Annotated in this window: 25 protein-coding genes and 1 pseudogene; 17 read left to right on the top strand and 9 right to left on the bottom strand. The window is 35.4% G+C overall.

What is annotated here, in order from left to right; translation table 11 throughout:
* Positions 1-65 precede the first annotated feature (65 nt).
* The 4 genes from AC1FXZ_RS02180 to AC1FXZ_RS02195 all read left to right on the top strand — a co-directional run bounded on the left by AC1FXZ_RS02180 (position 66) and on the right by AC1FXZ_RS02195 (position 3,215).
* Entirely contained in the window at positions 66-1,445 is a 1,380-nt protein-coding gene (locus tag AC1FXZ_RS02180; RefSeq protein ID WP_480050567.1) for a UDP-N-acetylmuramoyl-tripeptide--D-alanyl-D-alanine ligase, read from the top strand.
* Between the two features lie 82 nt (positions 1,446-1,527).
* On the top strand, positions 1,528-1,692 hold the full coding sequence (locus AC1FXZ_RS02185) for a hypothetical protein (protein ID WP_480050569.1): 165 nt from the start codon (positions 1,528-1,530) through the stop codon (positions 1,690-1,692).
* Between the two features lie 150 nt (positions 1,693-1,842).
* Positions 1,843-2,586, top strand: a complete 744-nt coding sequence (locus AC1FXZ_RS02190) for a gamma-glutamyl-gamma-aminobutyrate hydrolase family protein (protein WP_480050571.1) — start codon at positions 1,843-1,845, stop codon at positions 2,584-2,586.
* Complete coding sequence (locus tag AC1FXZ_RS02195; RefSeq protein ID WP_480050573.1) at positions 2,556-3,215, top strand: hypothetical protein; 660 nt, start codon at positions 2,556-2,558, stop codon at positions 3,213-3,215. The genes AC1FXZ_RS02190 and AC1FXZ_RS02195 overlap by 31 nt, the downstream gene beginning before the upstream one ends.
* On the opposite strand, the gene AC1FXZ_RS02200 is transcribed toward AC1FXZ_RS02195, so the two are convergent.
* From AC1FXZ_RS02200 to AC1FXZ_RS02210, 3 genes are all read right to left on the bottom strand, one after another.
* Positions 3,208-3,975, bottom strand: coding sequence for a TatD family hydrolase (locus tag AC1FXZ_RS02200; RefSeq protein ID WP_480050575.1), 768 nt, complete (start codon positions 3,973-3,975; stop codon positions 3,208-3,210). The genes AC1FXZ_RS02195 and AC1FXZ_RS02200 overlap by 8 nt on opposite strands.
* A 135-nt stretch (positions 3,976-4,110) precedes the next feature.
* Positions 4,111-5,043, bottom strand: a complete 933-nt coding sequence (locus AC1FXZ_RS02205) for a 3'-5' exonuclease (RefSeq protein ID WP_480050577.1) — start codon at positions 5,041-5,043, stop codon at positions 4,111-4,113.
* 149 nt (positions 5,044-5,192) lie between these two features.
* A complete protein-coding gene (locus AC1FXZ_RS02210) occupies positions 5,193-5,315 on the bottom strand; it encodes a hypothetical protein (protein WP_480050579.1) in 123 nt (40 codons plus the stop codon).
* A 298-nt stretch (positions 5,316-5,613) separates the two neighbouring features.
* Here AC1FXZ_RS02210 and AC1FXZ_RS02215 point away from each other — a divergent pair, with 298 nt between their 5' ends.
* The 4 genes from AC1FXZ_RS02215 (at position 5,614) to AC1FXZ_RS02230 (ending at position 12,297) form a co-directional block, all read left to right on the top strand.
* Positions 5,614-7,440, top strand: coding sequence for an assimilatory sulfite reductase (NADPH) flavoprotein subunit (locus AC1FXZ_RS02215; protein ID WP_480050581.1), 1,827 nt, complete (start codon positions 5,614-5,616; stop codon positions 7,438-7,440).
* Positions 7,441-7,466: 26 nt separating this feature from the next.
* On the top strand, positions 7,467-9,185 hold the full coding sequence (cysI, locus tag AC1FXZ_RS02220) for an assimilatory sulfite reductase (NADPH) hemoprotein subunit (protein WP_480050583.1): 1,719 nt from the start codon (positions 7,467-7,469) through the stop codon (positions 9,183-9,185).
* 146 nt (positions 9,186-9,331) lie between these two features.
* Positions 9,332-10,336, top strand: coding sequence for a Gfo/Idh/MocA family protein (locus AC1FXZ_RS02225; protein ID WP_480050585.1), 1,005 nt, complete (start codon positions 9,332-9,334; stop codon positions 10,334-10,336).
* A gap of 128 nt (positions 10,337-10,464) precedes the next feature.
* A complete protein-coding gene (locus tag AC1FXZ_RS02230) occupies positions 10,465-12,297 on the top strand; it encodes a UbiD family decarboxylase (RefSeq protein WP_480050587.1) in 1,833 nt (610 codons plus the stop codon).
* Between the two features lie 71 nt (positions 12,298-12,368).
* Here the strand turns inward: AC1FXZ_RS02230 and AC1FXZ_RS02235 are convergent, their stop codons facing one another.
* Positions 12,369-13,118 carry a DUF3891 family protein gene (locus AC1FXZ_RS02235; protein ID WP_480050588.1) on the bottom strand — a complete coding sequence of 250 codons (750 nt, stop codon included), beginning with the start codon at positions 13,116-13,118 and terminating at the stop codon, positions 12,369-12,371.
* Between the two features lie 419 nt (positions 13,119-13,537).
* On the opposite strand from AC1FXZ_RS02235, the gene AC1FXZ_RS02240 reads away from it, so the two are divergent.
* From AC1FXZ_RS02240 to AC1FXZ_RS02250, 3 genes are all read left to right on the top strand, one after another.
* Entirely contained in the window at positions 13,538-13,705 is a 168-nt protein-coding gene (locus AC1FXZ_RS02240; protein WP_480050589.1) for a hypothetical protein, read from the top strand.
* A 413-nt stretch (positions 13,706-14,118) separates the two neighbouring features.
* Positions 14,119-14,625: a DUF2243 domain-containing protein gene (locus AC1FXZ_RS02245; RefSeq protein WP_480050590.1), complete on the top strand. Its 507-nt coding sequence runs from the start codon at positions 14,119-14,121 to the stop codon at positions 14,623-14,625.
* A gap of 28 nt (positions 14,626-14,653) precedes the next feature.
* The gene (locus tag AC1FXZ_RS02250; protein WP_480050683.1) at positions 14,654-15,439 is read left to right on the top strand and encodes a cytochrome c oxidase assembly protein; all 786 of its coding nucleotides are present in this window, start codon (positions 14,654-14,656) and stop codon (positions 15,437-15,439) included.
* A 39-nt stretch (positions 15,440-15,478) separates the two neighbouring features.
* On the opposite strand, the gene AC1FXZ_RS02255 is transcribed toward AC1FXZ_RS02250, so the two are convergent.
* From AC1FXZ_RS02255 to AC1FXZ_RS02270, 4 genes are all read right to left on the bottom strand, one after another.
* Entirely contained in the window at positions 15,479-15,700 is a 222-nt protein-coding gene (locus tag AC1FXZ_RS02255) for a hypothetical protein (RefSeq protein WP_480050592.1), read from the bottom strand.
* Between the two features lie 78 nt (positions 15,701-15,778).
* The gene (locus tag AC1FXZ_RS02260; protein ID WP_480050594.1) at positions 15,779-16,012 is read right to left on the bottom strand and encodes an amidase family protein; all 234 of its coding nucleotides are present in this window, start codon (positions 16,010-16,012) and stop codon (positions 15,779-15,781) included.
* Positions 15,927-16,223, bottom strand: a complete 297-nt coding sequence (locus tag AC1FXZ_RS02265) for an amidase family protein (protein WP_480050596.1) — start codon at positions 16,221-16,223, stop codon at positions 15,927-15,929. The genes AC1FXZ_RS02260 and AC1FXZ_RS02265 overlap by 86 nt, the downstream gene beginning before the upstream one ends.
* A 78-nt stretch (positions 16,224-16,301) precedes the next feature.
* A complete protein-coding gene (locus tag AC1FXZ_RS02270; RefSeq protein ID WP_480050598.1) occupies positions 16,302-16,490 on the bottom strand; it encodes a hypothetical protein in 189 nt (62 codons plus the stop codon).
* A 156-nt stretch (positions 16,491-16,646) separates the two neighbouring features.
* Between AC1FXZ_RS02270 and AC1FXZ_RS02275 the strand changes: the two genes are divergently transcribed.
* Both AC1FXZ_RS02275 and AC1FXZ_RS02280 read left to right on the top strand, forming a co-directional pair.
* On the top strand, positions 16,647-17,102 hold the full coding sequence (locus tag AC1FXZ_RS02275) for an SRPBCC family protein (RefSeq protein ID WP_480050600.1): 456 nt from the start codon (positions 16,647-16,649) through the stop codon (positions 17,100-17,102).
* Positions 17,103-17,407: 305 nt separating this feature from the next.
* Positions 17,408-18,823 carry a phospholipase D-like domain-containing protein gene (locus AC1FXZ_RS02280; protein WP_480050602.1) on the top strand — a complete coding sequence of 472 codons (1,416 nt, stop codon included), beginning with the start codon at positions 17,408-17,410 and terminating at the stop codon, positions 18,821-18,823.
* Between the two features lie 53 nt (positions 18,824-18,876).
* Here AC1FXZ_RS02280 and AC1FXZ_RS02285 read toward each other — a convergent pair whose 3' ends face one another.
* Positions 18,877-19,050 carry a hypothetical protein gene (locus AC1FXZ_RS02285; protein WP_480050603.1) on the bottom strand — a complete coding sequence of 58 codons (174 nt, stop codon included), beginning with the start codon at positions 19,048-19,050 and terminating at the stop codon, positions 18,877-18,879.
* Between the two features lie 163 nt (positions 19,051-19,213).
* On the opposite strand from AC1FXZ_RS02285, the pseudogene AC1FXZ_RS02290 reads away from it, so the two are divergent.
* The 4 genes and pseudogenes from AC1FXZ_RS02290 (at position 19,214) to AC1FXZ_RS02305 (ending at position 22,432) form a co-directional block, all read left to right on the top strand.
* A pseudogene (locus AC1FXZ_RS02290) lies at positions 19,214-20,110 on the top strand (SDR family oxidoreductase).
* Between the two features lie 158 nt (positions 20,111-20,268).
* Positions 20,269-20,769, top strand: a complete 501-nt coding sequence (locus AC1FXZ_RS02295) for a MarR family winged helix-turn-helix transcriptional regulator (protein WP_480050605.1) — start codon at positions 20,269-20,271, stop codon at positions 20,767-20,769.
* A gap of 203 nt (positions 20,770-20,972) precedes the next feature.
* Entirely contained in the window at positions 20,973-21,449 is a 477-nt protein-coding gene (locus tag AC1FXZ_RS02300) for a CBO0543 family protein (RefSeq protein ID WP_480050607.1), read from the top strand.
* A 131-nt stretch (positions 21,450-21,580) separates the two neighbouring features.
* Positions 21,581-22,432, top strand: coding sequence for an MBL fold metallo-hydrolase (locus AC1FXZ_RS02305; protein ID WP_480050609.1), 852 nt, complete (start codon positions 21,581-21,583; stop codon positions 22,430-22,432).
* Position 22,433: the final 1 nt, after the last annotated feature.

The following is a 22,433-nucleotide window of genomic DNA, read 5'->3' on the forward strand; positions in this document are numbered from 1 at the left end:
GTAAGTGAAAGTCGGTACGGCATTATTTGCCGTGTCCGACCATTTTTTTAGAAGGAGCAATCACTATGATAAAACGAACGATTAAACAGATAACCAGTATGATAAATGTTAAAAATGACTTATCTACTTATGAAGATTCATTAATTAATGGAGTTTCGATTGATTCAAGAAAAATTGCAAAAGGTAACTTGTTCGTTCCGTTCAAAGGAGAGCGTTCCGATGGACACAAATTTGTTGAGGATGCCATTAAAAGTGGAGCAGCTGCAGCCCTTTGGCAAAGTGATGTTCCTAACCCGCCACTTCACTTACCAGTTATAGTTGTAGATGATACGTTAACAGCTTTGCAAGAACTCGCAAGAAGCTATCGAAATGATTTGGATGTAAAAGTAGTTGGAATTACAGGAAGTAACGGAAAAACCACGACTAAAGATATAGTGGCAAACCTTCTTACATTACAATATAAAGTTCAAAAAACAGAAGGGAACTACAATAATCATCTTGGCTTACCGTTAACAATTCTTGATTTAGATGAAGATACAGAGATGGCTGTATTAGAAATGGGAATGAGTGGAAGAGGAGAAATCGAGTTTTTAACGAAGCTAGCAGAGCCTCATGTAGTTATTATAACCAATATTGGTGAGTCACACCTTCAAGATCTAGGCTCTAGAGAAGGGATTGCAGAGGCAAAATTAGAAATTGTTCAAGGCTTACAAGATAATGGATTAATCGTTTATCACGGTGACGAGCCATTACTAAATGAACCACTAAAGAATTTTAAAGGGAACGCTGACATTCAAACGTTTGGAAGACTTGAAAACAATACCGTTTATCCAAGAGAGATTACTCAAAGTGACAATGGTAGTTTGTTCAAAATAAATGATCATGAAATTGAATTTAATCTGCCTGTACTAGGTATACATAATATTTTAAACGCTCTAAGTGGGATGTTGGTTGCTAAACATTTTGGAATCCCTTTTGAAAAAATGAATCAGGCTTTTGCATCTTTAAAATTAACGAATATGAGAATGGAATTAGTTAATGGATCAAAAGGTGAAAAGATTGTCAATGATGCTTATAATGCAAGTCCTACTTCAATGAGGGCAGCCATTGAACTAGCGGCCAATCTACCTGGATATACGAAAAAAATTCTTGTTCTTGGAGATATGCTCGAGCTTGGTCCTGATGAGAATGCATTCCATTATGACATCGGTAAAAATATTGATCCTGAAAAAATTCATTTTGTATATACGTATGGAGTTTTAGGAGAATATATTGCAGAAGGTGCACGTAGCATATTACCTACAGATCGAGTGTTCGCTTATCAGAAGAAAAAAGACCTAATTAAGGACTTAAAAGCTATGACAGATAACCAAACGTTTGTTTTAGTAAAGGCTTCAAGAGGGATGAAGCTAGAAGAAGTCGTAACAGCTTTACAACAGAGCTAAAAAGCTTGTATTTTTTTTAAGTATGAATAAAGCTATTTGGAGAAACCTATAAGTTGGTGGTTTATAAAAAGGAGGGCTTTTGATGAACCAGGATTACGATAAAATTAGTAAAATACAGAAGAAACATAAAACTCCGTATCTAAGTGGGGCAAAGAAACCAAAGCTTGGGATAGAAGATCAAAATTCTGATTTTAATTCTGGTATTTCAGTTGGAGCTGAAGGTCGTAAAAAAGCATTCAAAAAATAAAGAAGCAATACCACCAATCTTACAAAGAAGTCTACACTAACATGTAGACTTCTTTCCGTTTTCCTTAAATAATAGTTGCATCTTGAATTTTTCATCGATAATTAGATTACAATAAGACCAAAAGAGATGAATTTTTAGAGGAGCAGAGATATGAAAAAAACCTCCACTAAACCTATTATAGGTATTACAAGTTCTATTGTGTATCATAATCAAATCAGATCTGTTCATTTACATGATAAGTTTATACGTGCAGTAGCTGATGCTGGAGGAGCTCCGATTGTGATTCCCATCGGTTCAAAAGATTTAGCAGAGGACTGGATTTCTATTTGTGATGGGGTTATTTTAAGTAACGGTGAGGATGTTGAGCCGTTTTCTTACGGTGATAATCCTGATCCCAAATTACAAAAAACGGATATGAAACGGGACAACGTGGAAATCGAGTTGGTAAAACAGGCAATAATTCAAAAGAAACCAATATTAGGGATATGCAGAGGGATTACGATGTTGAATGTTGCGTTGGGTGGCACTCTTATACAAGACATTGAACAGTATAACCCCACTGCAATCAAACATTATCAACAAGCTGAAAGGTCTGACCCGACACATGAAATCAACATAATTAAAGATAGTTGGCTCTTCTCAACTATTCTTATGGAAAAAGTTCGAGTTAATAGTATGCATCATCAAGCTATTGACAAGCTAGCACCAAATTTAAAAAAGGTCGCCGTCGCCCCAGATGGTGTAATAGAAGCGGTAGAAGGAAAAAATGAATCTAGCTTGTTAGTAGGGCTTCAATGGCACCCAGAAGAGATGGCCAGCGAGGACGAAAGCATGCAATTAGTATTCAATCAGTTTGTTTTGGAGTGTGCGAAATCTTTCTCGAAAAGGAAGTGATTAGTATTAATACAAATAATTATGTTTGGTATGCAAGTTACGGATCAAACTTAAGCAGAGATCGGTTTTTATGTTACATCAGAGGTGGGCAGCCTGAAGGTTCAGAAAAAGCTGAGGTAGGCTGTCGTGACAAGTCCCTTCCGATTGAAGAAGCGACATATGAAATGCATTATCCTTTATACTTTGCAAAAGAATCTCGTCGGTGGCAAAAACAAGGTGTTGCTTTTATTGGGTTGACCAAGGATGAACAAACTCGCACTTATAGCAGGAAGTATTTAATAACAGAAGAACAATTTTTGGATGTTGTCAAACAAGAAAATAATGGGCTTGAACTAGCCATTAATTTAAAAGAGGTCGAAACTAACGGTTACAAAACGCTCAGAGATTCATGGTATGGAACGATATTGTATTTAGGTAAAGAAAAAGGACGTCCTATATTTACTTTCACAGCAGATTGGGATCTAGATGTTTCTTTTAATAAACCTTCAAATGAATATTTAAGCATGATTATTGAAGGGTTAAAAAGGTACGTTGGGCTACATGATTCTGAAATTATCGACTATCTTCGTTCCAAACCAGGCGTCCTTACTAATTACTCAAGTTCCGAACTCAAACAACTGATTAGGTAATTTGATAACAATTTTCTGTATTTTTAATTGTTTGATGCTTAACTCTAGCATGTGAAACCTTTTTGATATCAGCCAGCTTTCTAATTATAGCCGGTAGAAATAAAGGAGTTGTTTGATGCTGTTTGAATACGTCATCAAACTTCCAAGGTCCATCTGTTTCGATTAACAATTGTGTAAGTGGTACTTTAGTTGCTAACAGCTGATCGCGACTACGGTAACATACTTCAGGGGTTACAGAAACAAAATACCTAGCCTGAATAATATCATCAAGGACTTTTTCGGATGCTTTTAACCAGTGAAAATGGGCTTGTTTGATCCCTGTATCTTGGAGTATAGATAACACAATCCCAGCCTTATCATGGACAGCATGTAGTGCTACAGGCAGTTGAAAGTATTTAGCGATTTCTAAGTATTGTTTGAACAGATCGATGTGGTATTCAAGTGATTCTGACAAGTGACTAAGTTTATAATGAGGTAATCCAATTTCTCCAATAGCTGTAATCCTATTACGTTCTTGTTTAATAAGTGATTTCCATTCATGAAAATCTTGTTTAATTGGTGGGGGCAATTCAGGGTGAAATCCCACACAAGCCATAATATAATCAGGGTATTTCAGTTGTAACTCCAACGTTAAATAGGAAGATGCTAAATCATTTGAAACTGCTATTAACCGGCTAACCCCAGCTTCTTTCCATTTTTGAATGTCGTGAGGAAGAGTTTCCTTATCGTATTGGGAGAGATGAATATGAGCATCAATCATTAGTTTTAGTCTCCTATGAATGAATATTGTACTTATTCAAATAAGGATACGTAACATGACGTTAATTTTCAAGTGAAAAGAGCATTAGGGTAAGTAGGAAAGGAAGAATCATATTCTATGTATGAAGGAAGATTTTCATCCTCGCTTCAAAGATAATTTTTTAGGTGAAAACCAGTGAAATTCATCTAAAATTAAAACTTTAGAAGAGTAAGAGACATGTTCTTGGTATGTTTTTTGGAAAGAGTAATAAAACGAAACTAAAAGCTCAACTAATAAAACATTATTCTTATTAAATAATCCTGATCGATTGGTAAGAATGTTATTGTATTTCTTTACTAGCTTTTTTACTGTTTTTAAAAGCTTACTAGCTTCTTTTATTTCGTACGTGTCCTTAGTACCTATAAGGATAGAGAGGTCATGATGAATCTTTTCATTAAGTTGGGTATTTAAATGCGTTAACGAATATGATTCATTTTCAAATATAAAAGCCTCTAGCATTAGTAAATCTGTTTTTATCGGCTGATTTAGAAAGTGCATATAAATTCGAAGCGTATTGTAAGCATCATACATTGGATTATGTTTTTTACCAATAAAATGCAAACCATATAATTGTAATGCAGATTCAACAGATGCGTTTGTTTTCGATACCCTTTTTGTAAAAAGAGCCTGAAAATCTACATAACGCTTTTCAATTTTTTGAATCGTTGCGTCTGAAAATAGATGTGTTGCCGCATCTATTTTTAGGCGCATTAAATCACTAGTAGACCAAGAGAAAAAGCGTGATTTTTTCACACCACCAACCCATGATAAAAAGTCATGAAATACGGTTTTAAAGTCAGCAGCGTCAGCTAGATCGTGATCATGAATGCCAGTTAATTTGGTGCAAAATAGACTTAGTGTTTTAGTGGATTTTGGTTTTATGAATTGGTCAAATGTTTCAATCTGGCCTGTATCAATGTGATATTTTACTGCGCCTAATCTAATAGATTCCATCGAATGAAAAGTCATACCTTTATCTGCACAAAGCATTTCAAAATCAAAAAATATATAATGTTTAATTTGTGACAATTATACCCCCTCCTTTGCTAACAGGAAATTATAAAGTACTTCACCTGTAAAGAAAAGAGCAAATTGTTTCCAGGCAAAAAGTCAATGCCTCCACAACAGTCATATTGCCGGACTGGTAGTGGAGGCAAGCACTTCTATGTTAAATATTGTTATTTACGATCCTCTAATTCCCTGCCAACTTTAGAAATCGTAATTCTTTCCTCTCCTGTACTAGGTTGCACAGCATCTTTTCCCTTGATCATGTTACGTTTTGACTTTGAACGTTTACTCATGTTTATTTCACTCCCTTTTGATGTAAATAGGAATACCCTTATATTTTTTTCGATTGTAGGACATTTTATGTTAACAAAGATAAATTCTTTTAAGGAACAGAAGTTTGATTTGTAATTTCTAATAAGACTAATCAAAAATAATAATAAATCGAATACTAATACCAACTTGACTAATCGGAAATACAGAGCTAGGATTTAGTTAACAGTTACAGGAATTTATTCAAACTGTGTTGGATTAGACAGAAAAATGCTGAAGAACCAGCATAAGAAAATATATTAATTTGTGAGGTGGATCGTGTTGCAACTTCAGGTAATGAACAGTCCCTTTAGTCAGGAGCAGGCAGAGCTCCTTAATCGTCTTCTGCCGACATTAACAGACTCTCAAAAAGTATGGTTAACTGGTTATTTAAGCGCAAGCCAAACAGTTGCAGTTACTGCTGCACCAGAGGCGCAGACAGTAGCAGTTCAACCGAGCTCAAGTACACCAGTTTCAAAAGACATAACGATACTTTATGGCTCACAAACAGGTAATGCGCAAGGCCTTGCTGAAAACGCAGGTAAAACTCTTGAGGCAAGTAATTTCAATGTAACTGTTTCGTCAATGAATGATTTTAAACCAAATCAATTGAAGAAATTACATAATCTACTAGTTATTGTAAGTACACATGGAGAAGGTGAACCACCTGATAATGCGATTTCTTTCCATGAGTTTCTACATAGTAGACGCGCACCAAAACTGAAAGACCTGCGCTTTTCCGTTTTGTCACTAGGAGATAGTTCATATGAATATTTCTGTCAGACAGGAAAAGAATTTGACCAAAAATTAGAAGAGTTAGGGGGCCTTCGCCTCTATAATCGAGTTGATTGTGACCTTGACTTTGATGAACCGGCTGCAGAATGGCTAGACGGCGTTATAAAAGGTTTGAATGAAGGACAGAGTGATGTTGCTACTGAAAAGTCAGAAGTAACATCATCACAAGGTTCTGGAACTGGAACCGAGTATTCCCGAACAAATCCATTTAAAGCAGAAGTACTTGAGAACATTAACTTAAATGGAAGAGGCTCCAATAAAGAAACTCGTCATTTAGAATTATCACTTGAAGGCTCAGGACTTGAATTTGAACCTGGTGACAGCCTCGGTGTGTACCCGGAAAACGATATGGAATTAATAGAGACTTTATTAAAAGAACTAAATTTGAGCCCAACAGCAGAAGTGACCATTAACAAACAAGGAGAAATACTCCCATTAAAGGATGCGCTCACTACACAATTTGAAATTACTGTACTAACGAAAAATTTAGTTGAGAAGGCAAGCGATTTTTTAGAGAATAAAGAATTACAGTCTTTGTTATCAACCGAAAATGAACAACGAATAAAAGAATATATTAATGGTCGTGATTTACTTGATTTGATTCGTGATTACGGACCATGGAATGGTTCTGCGCAAGAACTGATTTCAATTTTACGAAAACTGCCAGCACGACTTTATTCAATTGCTAGTAGCTTAGAAGCAAATCCAGATGAAGTTCATTTAACAGTAGGTGCAGTTCGTTATGAATCACATGGCCGTGAACGCAAGGGAGTTTGCTCGATTTTATGTGCAGAACGCCTACAACCTGGTGATACGCTTCCAGTTTATGTGCAGAAAAATCAAAATTTTAAATTGCCAGAGAATCCAGAGACACCAATTATTATGGTTGGTCCAGGAACTGGTGTTGCGCCATTTCGTTCATTTATGCAGGAAAGAGAAGAAGCGGGAATTACCGGTAAATCGTGGATGTTTTTTGGTGACCAACATTTCATGACTGATTTTCTTTATCAAATAGAATGGCAAAAATGGTTAAAAGACGGTGTACTGACTAAAATGGACGTCGCATTTTCACGTGATACAGATGAGAAAGTATATGTACAGCATCGTATGCTTGAACAAAGCAAAGAGTTGTTTGCGTGGCTTCAAGAAGGAGCTACTGTTTACATTTGTGGTGATGAAAAAAACATGGCACAGGATGTTCATAAAACATTGCTTCACATTATCGCAAAAGAAGGCAATATGAATGATGAGCAAGCAGAAAGTTATCTTTCTGAGATGCAACAACAAAAACGTTATCAACGAGATGTATATTGATCTTTAAGATTGGAGGAGTGATATAGATGGTCAATAAAGTATTAAAAGCGCCCGAAGGCCAACCAAGTGATGTGGAGCGCATAAAAGATGAAAGCAATTATTTGCGTGGTACTTTAAGAGAGACGATGTTGGATCGTATTAGCTCGGGAATTTCTGACGATGATAACCGCTTAATGAAATTCCACGGCAGCTACTTACAGGATGACCGAGATCTCCGTAATGAGCGTCAAAAACAAAAACTAGAACCTGCATATCAGTTTATGTTACGGGTTCGGACACCGGGTGGAGTGTCAACTCCTGAACAATGGCTTGTTATGGATGATCTCGCACAGAAATATGGAAACGGTACGTTGAAATTAACTACACGCCAAGCATTTCAAATGCACGGAATTTTAAAGTGGAATATGAAAAAAACAATCCAAGAAATTCATGCATCCCTTTTAGATACAATTGCAGCATGTGGTGATGTTAATCGAAACGTGATGTGTAATCCAAACCCAGATCAGTCAGACATTCATGCAGAAGTATTTGAATGGTCAAAAAAATTGAGTGACGATTTATTGCCTCGTACTAGGGCTTATCATGAATTATGGCTTGATGAAGAGAAAGTGGCTGGCACACCGGAAGTAGAAGAAGTTGAGCCGATGTACGGTCCACTTTATTTACCACGAAAGTTCAAAATCGGCATTGCAGTTCCACCATCAAATGATGTTGATATCTTTTCACAAGATTTAGGTTTTATTGCAATTGTAGAAGATAACAAGTTAATTGGTTTCAATGTTACAATTGGTGGTGGTATGGGTATGTCTCATGGCGATAAAGAAACATATCCACAACTTGGTAAATTGATTGGTTTCTGTAGACCAGAACAAATATATGAGGTAGCCGAAAAGATTATTACAATTCAGCGTGACTATGGTAATCGTTCCATCCGAAAAAATGCTCGTTTTAAGTACACAGTAGATCGACTTGGACTTGATACAGTCAAAAATGAACTTGAAAACAGACTTGGTTGGAATTTGGAAGCAGCAAAGCCGTATCAATTTGAATCGAACGGTGATCGCTATGGCTGGGTGAAAGGAACTAAAGGCAGATGGCACTTTACCCTTTTCGTACAAGGTGGACGCATTACAGATCTTGAAGATTATAAGCTTATGACTGGCTTACGCGAAATTGCCAAAGTTCATACTGGTGATTTCCGTTTAACTGCTAATCAAAATTTGGTGATAGCAAATGTTACTAGTCAGAAAAAGAAAAAAATCACTGAATTAATTGAGGAGTACGGATTAACAGATGGCAAGCATTATTCGGCCCTTCGTCGTAGCTCATTAGCTTGCGTGGCTCTTCCAACCTGTGGTTTAGCTATGGCTGAAGCAGAACGGTATTTGCCAGAGTTAATTGATAAAATAGACAATATTGTTAACGAAAATGGATTACGAGATGAGGAAATCACCATTCGAATGACGGGATGTCCGAATAGTTGCGCGCGCCCAACACTTGGTGAAATTGGGTTCATAGGGAAGGCGCCCGGAAAATATAATATGTACCTAGGTGCAGCTTTTGACGGCAGTCGTTTAAGCAAAATGTATCGTGAAAATATTGGTGAAGAAGAAATCTTAAACGAACTTCGTCTACTTCTTTCGCGTTATGCAAAAGAAAGAGAGGAAGGGGAGCATTTTGGTGACTTTGTTGTCCGTGTAGGTGTTATTAAAGCTGTTACGGATGGTACCAACTTCCATGATTAATATTTAATTTTCTAGAGACAGGAACTCATCCTGTCTCTACTTGTTATTGTGTTACAAATAAGTGAATACTGATAAATTGTGAAAACGATTGCATTTCTAGTGTAAAATAAATACATACACAAAATGTAAAGGTGGAGGAAGATCGGATGGGAAACGTAATTAAGTGGGGGATTTTAGGGACAGCTGGGATAGCTAAAAAAGCCCTTGTCCCAGCTATGATAAGATCAAAAAATGCTGAAGTAGTTGCAGTAGCTAATAGAACTGATAGTAGAAAAGCTAATGATTTTGCTGATCATTTTAACATTCCAAAGCGTTATGCATCGTATGAGGAATTACTAAATGATGATGAGGTTCAAGCAGTGTATGTTCCCTTGCCTAATGCTTTGCACGCAACTTGGGTAAAAAAAGCTGCACAAAAAGGGAAACATATACTATGTGAAAAACCAGCAGCATTAACAGCTAAGGAAGCCCAATCAATGATTGATGTTTGTCATGAACACAACGTTGTTTTTATGGAAGCGTTTATGTATCAATTTCATCCTCAACACGAGCGAGTAAGAGGAATCATTCGTAATGGCGTAATTGGTGAAGTGAGTGTGATGCGCTCAACGTTTTCTTTTCAATTAGATTTAACCAAAGATAGTATCAAACTGAATGACGATTTAGGTGGGGGCAGTCTTTATGATGTTGGATGTTACTGTATTCATGCGAGCCGTATGATACTAGGTAAAGAACCTATACAAGCCTACGCAACAAGTAACTTCTCATCCCAATTTGGTATTGATCTAACTACGGCTGGAACTTTATCATTTGATAATGGCGTAATAGCGACCTTTGATTGTAGTTTTCTTCAACCTAAAGTAAATCAATATGAAATAATAGGTTCGAAGGGGAAAATTGAAGTATTAGATGCATTTAGACCTGATATGGTGAATGATGGTGACGGTACCATTTTAATTACAGATCAATCTGGAGAAATACGTAAAGAAGTATTAAAAGGCGATCAATATAAACTTCAAGTTGATCATATCTCTGATTGTATATTAAATGGTATCACGCCAATATATAGTGGAGATGAAACGATTAAAAACATGAAAGTGCTTGAAGCATGTCAAAATTCTTTGCGTAATAACAAACTGATCCGTTTATAAATCGCAGTAACTTTGAACGATCGAGTTTGAGGTTTTTTCGATATTCGTACCATACTTGTTAAAAGACATTAGAAGTTATAACGGTTATAATAAGATTAGAATACGATATAGAATTAGGAGTTAATTGAATGTATCAAAATTTAGAAGAATGCATTGTTGATTTGGAAAAACATGGTCATTTAGTTCGAGTTAGTGAAGAGGTTGACCCATATCTTGAGATGGCTGCTATTCATATGAAAGTTCATGAGGCTGGGGGCCCTGCTTTATTATTTGAAAATGTAAAAGGGTCAAAATACCAGGCTGTGTCGAACTTATTTGGCACAATAGAGAGAAGTAAGTTTATTTTCCGAAAGACATGGAATTCAACGCAAAATGTTGTTACATTACGCGATGATCCTATGAATGCTTTGAAAAATCCGTTCAAACATGTTAGCTCAGGAATAGCTGCATCAAAAGCATTACCGATGAAAAAATCAAATAAATTACCTAATACTTTTGAAGAAATACAAATTTCTGATCTACCACCTATTCACCACTGGCCTGACGATGGAGGGGCATTTATAACATTGCCTCAAGTATACAGTGAAGATTTAGAAAAGCCGGGTATTATGAACGCGAACTTAGGAATGTATCGCGTACAACTTAGTGGTAATGATTATGAAATAAACAAAGAAATTGGCCTGCATTATCAAATTCATCGTGGGATTGGAATACATCAAGAAAAAGCAGTTAAACAAGGATTGCCTTTGAAAGTAAGTATTTTTATTGGTGGTCCACCAGCTCATACATTAGCAGCGGTAATGCCACTGCCAGAAGGCTTTAGTGAGATGACATTTGCAGGGTTGCTTGCAGGACGACGTTTTCGCTACAGCTATGTTGACGGATACTGTATTAGTCATGATGCTGATTTTGTCATCACAGGAGAAATCCACCCTGGTGAGACAAAACCTGAAGGACCCTTCGGTGATCATTTAGGTTATTACAGCCTTATCCATCCGTTTCCAGTCTTAAAAGTTGAAAAAGTGTACGCTAAGAAAAATGCGATCTTACCTTTTACTGTTGTGGGACGACCACCTCAAGAAGACACTGCTTTCGGTAATTTAATTCACGAGTTAACAGGTGATGCGATTAAAAAAGAAATTCCTGGAGTGAAAGAGGTACATGCTGTTGATGCTGCAGGCGTTCATCCTTTACTTTTTGCGATCGGAAGCGAACGTTATACACCATATCAAAAAGTAAAACAACCAGCTGAATTACTCACAATTGCGAATCGCATTTTAGGTACAAACCAAGTAAGCTTGGCTAAATACTTATTTATCACAGCAGAGGAAGAGTTATCTTTAGACACACACAAGGAAGAGGAGTTTTTACGCTATATTCTTGAACGAATTGACCTTCATCGCGACATTCATTTTCAGACGAATACAACGATCGATACATTAGATTATTCTGGGACAGGCTTAAATACTGGTAGTAAAGTAGTCTTTGCAGCATATGGCGATAAAAAAAGAGAGTTATGTGAAGATGTGCCGGAAATCCTAAAAGGTATCAAAGGGTTCGTTAATCCACGTTTAATTATGCCAGGCATTGTAGCTTTAGAAGGTTCTAAGTTTACGTCATATGAGCACGCTCAAATCGAAATGAAGGAATTAAGCTCAGCTATTGAAAACGATGGAGAATTATCCAATTGTCCACTTATTATCCTTTGTGATGATAGTGAATTTATGACCGATGCTCTTAACAATTTTCTTTGGGCAACCTTTACACGTAGTAATCCTTCACATGATATATATGGAGTTAATAGTTATTACGAAAACAAGCATTGGGGCTGCGATAATGTTATCATTGATGCTCGCATAAAAACGCATCATGCACCACCACTAATTGCAGATGAACCAGTAGAGAGAAACATAGAACGTTTGTTTAAAAATGGAGCAAGTTTGAGTAATTTTAAAAATTGATTAACGTACAATGATTAGTTACAAAAAAGGAGTTGTCACCAAGCAACTCCTTTTTTTATTTATAGCTTAAGTTATTGACACAGCATAATCTTAAACTCATTAAAAGAACTTCTTTCATAAACTGTTGCAATTCCATACTGTTCAACTTCGCGTTTGTTAATTTCTTTATACTTGATTGCTATTTCAAAATCTTGCTGAAAAGGGAAAGGGGTAATAGAAATCTTGTTTTTGTTTAGCCAATTCACAATGATCTTCTTTCTTTTTATAAAATCAAACAGGATAGGGTTCTCAAATTCGCTATAATGTTTAACACCTGGTTCATTCATGCAAAAATATAAAGAGAAAAGATCACAGAATTGAAGTAAATGGAAATGATAATCCAAAAGGGACTCTAAATCTCCTGAGTAAATTCCTAGTAGCTCCTTGAGTTTCTTTTGCCTTTTCTTCTCTAATAGCAAAAACCAATTCTCCTCTTTGCTATTGTTTTCTAGTAATGCACAAAAATGTAAGCTGCAGAGTAAGGCTGAATAAGGGTTTACTTTTTCCACTTCATCAACCCCATGTTTATAATGTACAAGTTTCGGGGCTTGAGGGAAATCAAGAAAGGAATAGGGGGCTTTAGTTACGTCGTTCCAGAATGGAGTATGATCGAGACCAATCCAACTCCGGTCATGCTGATAAACAGCATAGATCATATCATTTAACCTGTTTAAACTATAATGTAGCTCTAGGTTCCAATTTTTAGCTATTTCCCCTGATATATCAGCATGATCATGTTGACTAATTAAAATAAACGTCTCTTGTTTTTGTCGAACGATCAAAAGCCATCCCTCCTTGTAAATTTTTTTCTTCTATCCTTCTAATAAAGATAACGAGACCACTCTTTCAATAGATGTTACAGTATATGCCTATTCTTATAAGGATAAGCTCTAATAATTTTTTAATCCGATCAAAATCTTATTACAGTTCATCTGGTGACAAAACTTATGTTAATATATATGTGATGACATAAACTTTGTTTTATGTTAGTTCCTCATATAAAAACAAATAAAAACTACTCCATAATATCTTCTATGCCAAATTCAAAGTTCCTTTTTCAGTTACAATTCCTTTACATAAGGAAGAGTAAGTTCCCTTCATGATACCTGAATAGATCATTGACCTAATGTACTTTAAAGGAGGTGATTTAATAGTAATACGTACAAGGTAGATCACGATGGAAAAGAAGGGAGTGAAAAAAATGACTGATAAAGAATGGTTAGAATGGCAGAAGAAAGTAATTTGTGAAGAGCAAGTAGAACCAACATTGTTAGAGGAAAAAATGAAGAAAGTTAATAAAGAAAGAGCTTTATATGTTTTTCCTGTAACGAGAGAACAAATTATGCAAAAAAGAAAAACTACATTATGAGCACGTCACAAATTCACAAAATTTATGGAACCTTTAAGAAGTGGAGGGATTTAACATGTATGTAGCATTATATCTATGTAAGGGGTTAAATCACGCAAAAGGGCCAATCTACTGGAAACCATGACCAATTTGTCTTGTTTATTGAATAAGCGCCATAACGAAAAAGGGCTGTTTAATATCACTATGATATTAAACAGCCCTTTTTATCATGAAGTTTTCATAAACCCAAACTCATACTCTCTTTAACATTCTTCCAAGGTGACGTTGTTTACTGACACTAGACGCGTGTATCACAATGATTCATCATCCCTTCATTATTTAGCGTCAATTGGAAATGATTACAATTATGATTTCAGGTTAGACTAATAAAGAAATTTATGTCTACTAATTCCCTGAAATTGGAGGAAAAAGTTATGAATGGAGAAGTTTCTAAAGATGCAACCTCTTCGAAGCCCAATTATTCTAAGCGCAATTTATGGTCTGGAATCTTGTTTGGGATTGGTTTGATTGCTTTTATTGATGAGATGGTCTTTCATCAACTATTACACTGGCATCATTTTTATGATAGATCAACAACAAGAGTTGGGTTAATCGCTGATGGTCTGTTTCATGCATTTAGTTGGTTTGCGACTGTTGGGGGACTCTTTATGTTTGCTGATCTAAGGAGACGGAATGCTGTGTCTATTAGAAAGTGGTGGGGAGGTGTCTTCCTAGGTGCTGGAGTTTTTCAATTATATGATGGGATCGTTCAGCATAAAATGATGCGCCTACATCAAATACGTTACGTAGAGAATGTTATTGTTTATGATCTAGTATGGAATATTTCGGCAATTTTGATGATTATAGTCGGAGTTCTTTTAATTAAGCGCACTAAATTCAAAAAGGAAACAAATGGAGCTGTTTCAAGTGAACATTCTTAGTCACATTCATCATCCCGAAGAGGTTGTTATGGGATTAGCACCTCAATTGATATTGGTAATACCTTTTTTAATTGGCTTCATCGCTTATTTAATTGCTGTTTTACACTCTAATAAAATCTATAAAAAGTGGTCCGCCTATCGAACATTATGCTGGATTTTCGGAGTACTCTGCGCTAGCATTGCCGTTTTTGGGCCAGTAGCTGAAAAAGCACACCATGATTTCACAGTACATATGTTAGGACATTTACTTCTAGGGATGATCGCTCCTTTGTTAATGGTACTTTCTGCACCTATGACACTAGTGTTTCGTAGCCTTTCCGTATCCTCTGCTAGGAAACTTAGTTGCTTATTAAAGAGTAAATATGTACGGTTTGTAACAGACCCAATTGTTGCATCACTATTAAATGTTGGAGGATTGTGGATTCTATATACAACAGATTTGTATGTAGCTATGCATACAAACGCCTTTCTTCATGTAGTTATCCATGTACATGTATTCTTAGCAGGTTATGTTTTTACAATATCAATGATCTATATTGATCCAACGCCACATCGTACAAGCTTTCTTTATCGTTCGATTGTATTAGTATTAGCATTGGCAGGTCACGGAATCTTATCAAAGTATATTTATGCGCATTCTCTAACTGGTGTAAGTGTAGCTCAAGCAGAAGCAGGTGGAATGTTAATGTATTACGGTGGAGATATTGTTGACGTCATAATCATTTTCATTCTGTGTTTACAATGGTACAAATCAAGCCGACCACGACCGATGGGTACAAAAGAATATAAAGGTAAAGCATTGCAGTACCATTAATTTCACATACTGTAATAATTTTATATTAAAAATAACAAATTATTTATAGAAGAAGGTTAGCCGTAACACATTATCAATTTCTTCAAAACAATCTTTAAAAGCTTTTGTTATAGCTCTACGAACTTGTTGAGCCATTACGTATTGAGGTGTATTTGACAAAATTCCCGATTGAAAGAAAATACGGACATCTACAGCATATTCTTCATAATTATTTCGTAAAAGTTCATAATGATACGAACTGGCTTCACCTATTGTAATCATGTATCCCGCAAAATGTTGTCATTGATAACTCTGGAATGGTAACCTCTCGAATTTCAGCGCCCATTTTTTCCAAGGTTGTTACGGCGTTCTAAAAGCTAATTCTACTTCTGGATCTAGCCTTTGCAGATAGTATCTCGGAATTCCAATTTTAATACCTTTTAGCCCTTTATTGAGATTTCTATTGTAGTTAGGTATCGGTGCTCTAACACTTGCTGGATCTTTAGGATCATATCCTGCTATAGCAGTAAGCATTAAGGCAAGATCTGATACAGAACGTGCCATCGGACCTACAGTGATCCATCGACCAGGCAAGAGGAACAACTCCTTCTGAACTAACTAAACCGTATGTTGGTTTTAACCCGTACATCCCACACATTGAAGCTGGTACTCGAATGGACCCAAACGTATCAGTACCAGTGGCTAATGTCGTTAAACCAGCTGCTATCGCAGTAGCACTACCTCTGATTTCGCACAGTACATAAAACGGGTTAGTATTCGTTAAACCTCCTCCAAACTCATGCATGTTTAATTTACCTGTCAGTATGCCTCCTGCGCCTAATAACTTGTTATAACTGTTGCATTCTAGTTCGGGATAAAGGTACTACGTATATTGAATCACATCTTTATCAAAAATGACAATAGGAGCTTCTTCTTGTAAATTAGCAAAAGGCTCTAATGACACTTGGGCTTGCCGGATCGTATTCGTTACTTTTTGAATATAAGGGATATCAGCTTCAATGATTGGAATATGATGTATACGTGGAACTTGTTTAATGTAATTTTCATCCATGCAGTAATCTCCTCCTTCTCTTATTAGGTTAATACACGTTATGTATGTACCTAGAGATTGTCCTTATAAAGAAAAATATGAATTTTACACCGTTTTATAGAATATTATCGTTTTGATAAGGCTTAACAGAATTAAATTGAGAAAGAGGTGAGAAATATGCCAGTGGCAAAAGAGAGAGGAAATGTTGGTTGCAATATAGAAACAATGTGGGTATTTATAAAAGATATGAAAAATTGGGCTCCTTGTATGCCAGGGTATGTTCATTTCGAGCAAGTAAATGAGAAAATCTCAATTTGGACACTCAAAGGAGATATGGGGATTTTAAAACGAAAAGTTGATTTCACCGTCACAGTTACGGACAGAGTAAAACCAGAACGTGTTGCTTTTATAATTGAAGCAAAGGGTGAAGGAATTACAGGTGAAGGCTCATATACGGCAGTAGCTACCGGTCCTAATTCGACAGATGTAGAATTTAATCTTATGATGAATGGTACCGGTATAGGGGCAAAACTGATTAACATTGTTTTATCGAAAACTCTCCCTCGAGACTGTAAAATATTAAAAGATAATTTAATTGAATTATTAGAAAGTAATGGGAAGTCTGTAGAATAAAAAAAGTGAAATAAAAAATTTTGAATTTTGCTTTGCATATGATGAGTTTGATTGAGTACTATTTTTTCAGAGGAACTAATTTTTGTATATACTTAACCTGAGCTGTGGTAACATGCTTGGGTTTTATTTAATTTATTAATTATGATGTCTATGTCTTCTATAATTTATAGGTGAGTTCATAAATTTTTTCTGGAAATCTTTATAAAAATTAGTCATTTTGTTAAGGATAACGGAAATAGGTTTTTTAGCGAAGATGAATGTTAGCACGAATTACATACGAACATAATAGTGTAGAGGGGCAGAATATGATAATCGTATATTTAACAGGAATTTATCTTTTGTATTCAATCATTTGCGCGATTGTTCTTTTCAAATTACATAAACCTAATGAAAGTGAATCTAAGAGGGATAGCCAACGATTTTTGGGACAAGCTCATTCCCAAGATAGAGTTGTTCTAATAGAAGAACGGTATGAATCGGGACTTGCACGTATTAACCTTATAGAAAATGCAAAAGAAACTTTAGATATCTCTTATTATATGATTAGTCCTGGACTTGCCGGGAATATCTTTCTAACAAGCATTATTGATGCTGCAGATAGAGGGGTTCAAGTTCGGGTACATCTAGATGGTTTATTTCATCACATGAATGGAAAGAGAAAATCAGTTTTATATGCGATTACTGTACATCCCAATATACAGCTGAAATTTTATGAACCGTTCGATGCATTAAGACCTTGGAAATGGAACAATAGGCTTCATGATAAAATTATCATTGTAGACAAAAAGCTAGCCATGGTCGGTGGACGAAACATTGGGGATAAATACTTTGCACCGGTAGGCTATGACGGCGCAACTAACGATCGTGATGTTGTGATTGTCAATACAAAACCTGCTGAATTTGAAAATAGTGCTATCTATCAAATAAAAGAGTACTATGACTATGTTTGGCAACATGAATTTTCCCAGTATCCAACAAAGAAATTAACAAAACAACAGCGAGAAATGGGAGAAAAGAAACTTTCAGATTTAAGAAAACTTCATCCTACTTTGCTACAATCTGAACCAAAAATGTTTCACCATGATATAGATTGGACGGAGAGGTCGATTCCAACTAATAAAGTGACATTTATTCACAATCCTATTGAACGTCTAAATAAAGAACCATGGGTCTGGTTTGAAATCTCAAGTTTGATGAAAGCAGCAAAAGAATCGATAGTAATACAGAGCCCATATATTATTCCAACTAAAAGCATGCTTCATCATTTAAATAAAAAGAACCTTTCTGTTGAGGAACTAATCGCTGTGACTAATTCACTTGCTGCATCCCCAAATTTGATGGCCTATTCTGGTTATAGTAGATATAGAAAAAAGCTCGTCCATTCAGGGGTAAATGTATTTGAATTCCAAGGTCCGACTGAATCATACCACACAAAATCATTCATATTTGATAATCGGATTAGTCTTGTCGGTTCATTTAATTTAGATGCTAGGAGTACGTATCTAAGTACCGAAATAATGGTGGTCATTGATAGTGAGGAATTCGCTAGTGAAATGAGATCTAACATTGACCAAATTATCTCCCAAAACAGCCTTCAAGTGAAAAGAGATGGCTCATATAACGATCATCTCCAAATAGAAGAACGATCAATCTCTGCAACCAAATCAGGTGGTGTTAAAATATTATCCGGCATCACGCGGTTAACGGAGCATTTGTTATAGCTACAACAGAGCAATCCTCATTTAGGTGTTGCTCTGTTTGCTATTTGCAAAAACTAAATCAATGGATAATATTGATCATAAGTTGGATTGCAATAGTAAGGAGGCCTAGGTCCTATATGAGGAATTTGATAGGCATAAGGATTGCCACTATATATAATGTCTTCCTTTTTTTCAGAATAGCCAATAAGTAATAGCATTACTTCAAGATTAAATTGAAAGGTTTGCAAACTCAATTCCTCCCTTAAACCATTTTTTATTACATTTTATTCTACCTCCACCAAAGTGAGACACCTATCGATATATTGTTATCACGATTTTTTATTTCCAAGCACGATATATGCCCATATTACATAGCCTAATTCCAAACTGATTTTTTCTAGGAGGATTTCCATGTACAAAGAGCAGGAAAATATTCATAAGTATCAAGGTTATCCAATGTACCCGAACTATGGAAAGGTCACACGTTACGAAGAAGTAGCTGTTACAGTTCCAGAACAGCGCCAGTTTTGACAACCTGGTGTAGAAAACTTAATGGTGCCTAGACCAATTATAGAAAACCCAAGTTATGCTGGAACCGGAAAGTTGTTGGGGAAAGTTGCTTTGATCACAGGTGGTGACAGTGGCATAGGAGCAGATGTTGCAGTTTCTTATTTAGATGAGCACGACGATGCAAATCGAACAAAGTGGAGAATTGAAGAGATTGGTCAACGTTGTTTATTATTACCAGGTGATGTAAGAGTGAAACAACATTGTATCGATATTGTAGAAAAGACAATCTCTACCTTTGGGGAACTTCATATTCTGTGTAACCATGTTGGAATCCAGTTTCAACAAACGAATTTGTTAGATATTACCGATGAGCAGTTTGATGACACATTTAAAGTAAACGTCTACTCACATTTCTACACAACAAAAGCAGCCTTGCCACACCTTAAACCTGGAAGTTCAATTATCAACACTTCTTCTGTTGTCGCTTATTCCGGACATGAACAATTAATGGATTACTCAGCAACTAAAGCAGCAAACATTGGTTTCACTCGTGCATTAGCGAATAACTTAGTAAGTCAAGGCATCCGCGTGAATGCAGTTGCTCCCGGTCGTTTTTGGACCCCACTAATCCCTTCTAGTTTCTCTGCAGACCAGATTCCATTAGTAGATAACCCAATGAAACGTCAAGGGCAACCGTTTGAACTTGCTCCTACTTATGTTTATCTAGCGTCTGACGATTCACGATTCATGACAGGTCAAACTTTACATGTTAACGGCGGTCAACTCACATCCTCTTAATAAATAATGGAATTTCCTCAAAAAAAAACCACTACTGTACAAGAAATTTAATAAACGGTTTAAATCAAAATTAATTGGTAATAATTGTAATCTAAAAAGATTTCATTTTCATCTCAAAATATAAATTGCTTTATACCGGAATTTAAGGGGGAATATAGGTGAGTTTGTTAAAACAACAATTTGCCAAAAGTTATTTAGTACATGCGTATATTAGGGGGTTAAATTTTATAATTGATAATGATGTAAGACGATTAATTGAAAATAAAGAAGTATCTTATCCAGGTTTTCGTATTCTTTGGATTGTATATTTTCACGCAAAAATAGGAATGACAGACCTAACTTATCTAACTCAAGTAAATATATCAAATGTTTTTCGACAGTTGACTAAATTAGAAGAAGCAGGTTTGGTATTTATAAACAATGGTCACGATGCAAGAACGAAAGAAGTAACGTTAACAAAAGATGGACAAAAAGTAGTACAAGAGTTCATTAAAGAAAATATTGAAAAGTCGAATATAAAATTAGTTCATTTAATGGATAAGATTCCAAATGAAGATCTCTCTACGTTTATTGAAGTTTCATCTATTTTAAGTGAAGAATTAATTGGTAAACAATTTAATGAATTTTTAACTGAAACATACTCTAAGATATCATATTAACGTGTTTTCACTTAAAACCGGAAGTAAATACCAATTTTTTTCAAATGAAGTCAAGGAAATAATTTTCCTCGACTTTTTTATTTGCAATCGCAAATATTTTTTGGATTCTGTGCCATAATATGACCAATTTCTCATATAACATTACATTGCTAAAATAACTTGGTATGAGAGAACTAGTATTTAGAGAATAAGGGAGTGACAAAATGGCTAGTAAAAAGAGGAACAATGCAGTTCTATTTTCAACAAGTATCATTACGCTATTTCTAATCTGTAAATATGTCCCTCGCAGTAAAATAAGGGAAGCGCAAGTATCCTTTTTATTTCAACAAGTTATCACATGGTTTTTCGGATTGTTAGTTGTAGAGAAAGGGTTGCTAAAATACCCTCATCGAATTTTTTTTAAGAAAGCAAACAAATCAAGCTTTGTCTTTGAATATTTTATTAATCCAGCCATAACAGTCCTTTTTAATCTTTACTTTCCAGATAATAAAAGCATAATAAAAAAGATAGTACATGTTTTTTCCTTTAGTGGGGCTATAACTTTCATAGAGGTATTAACCGAGAGGTATACTGACCTTATCAAGTACAAAAAGTGGAAATGGTACTGGAGTTTTATTACTTTATCAATTTCTTATTATATATCTCGTCTTTATAATAGATGGTTTTTTAAGGTCATTTAAAAGGGATAAAAGCCTGAACCCAAGGAAATAATAGTATTTTTAAGGGAACTCAATACTTTTTATTTTTTAAGTTACTGTTTCTTTAAGTCGGACAAATTTACATATTCTAAGTATAAAGGGAAGGTAGTTATATGCTTAAAAAATTAGGAAAAAGAGTGTATTATATGCCTCATTATTCAGAAACTGATCGGCCTACTTTAGGTTTAATTTGTGGGGATACTTTTAGCTTGATAGTTGATTCAGGGAATTCACCTGCACATGCAAGTGATTTTCTTAACTTAATCGAAAAGATGGATATATCACCAGTAAAGTTTGTTGTCATTACACATTGGCATTGGGATCATATCTTTGGTATTAGAACAATGGGCTTGCTAACGATTAGTCATAATGAAACGAAAAAGAAAATAGAATACATGAAAACGTTAAAATGGAATGATGATTCGATAGATGAGCGAGTAAAGACTGGCGAAGAAATTGAATTTTGCAGGGATATGATAAAACGTGAAATGCCTAGCCGTGATTATTTGGAGTTAAAAGCGCCGGATTTAACCTTTACTAATAAGATCGAAATTGATTTAGGTGGTATCACCTGTGTGGTTGAGCATGTAGGAGGGGAGCATGCTCATGATTCATCGATAATTTATATCCCCGATGAAAAAATAATGTTCCTAGGAGATTGCGTATATCAAGATTTTTATAGTGGTGAATGGAGTTATGACTTGAACAAATTAACAGCCCTTATTGATAGAATAAAAAAATATGAAGTAAGTAGCTATGTAACAGGTCATCAAAATCCAAAAACACACGAAGAAATGTGGATTTTTTTGGATGAATTAACTAGCATTGGTGAAATTGTAGGTACAGAAGTTTCGATTGATGAAGCTGTTGCTACATTTAATCAGGTGCGAAATACTCTACCAAATGAAGAACAAATTGAGTATATCCAAAACTTTGTATACGGTAATCAAAAGAAGCAGGCATAAT

This window comes from Halalkalibacter sp. HAAS-P014, assembly GCF_056619965.1.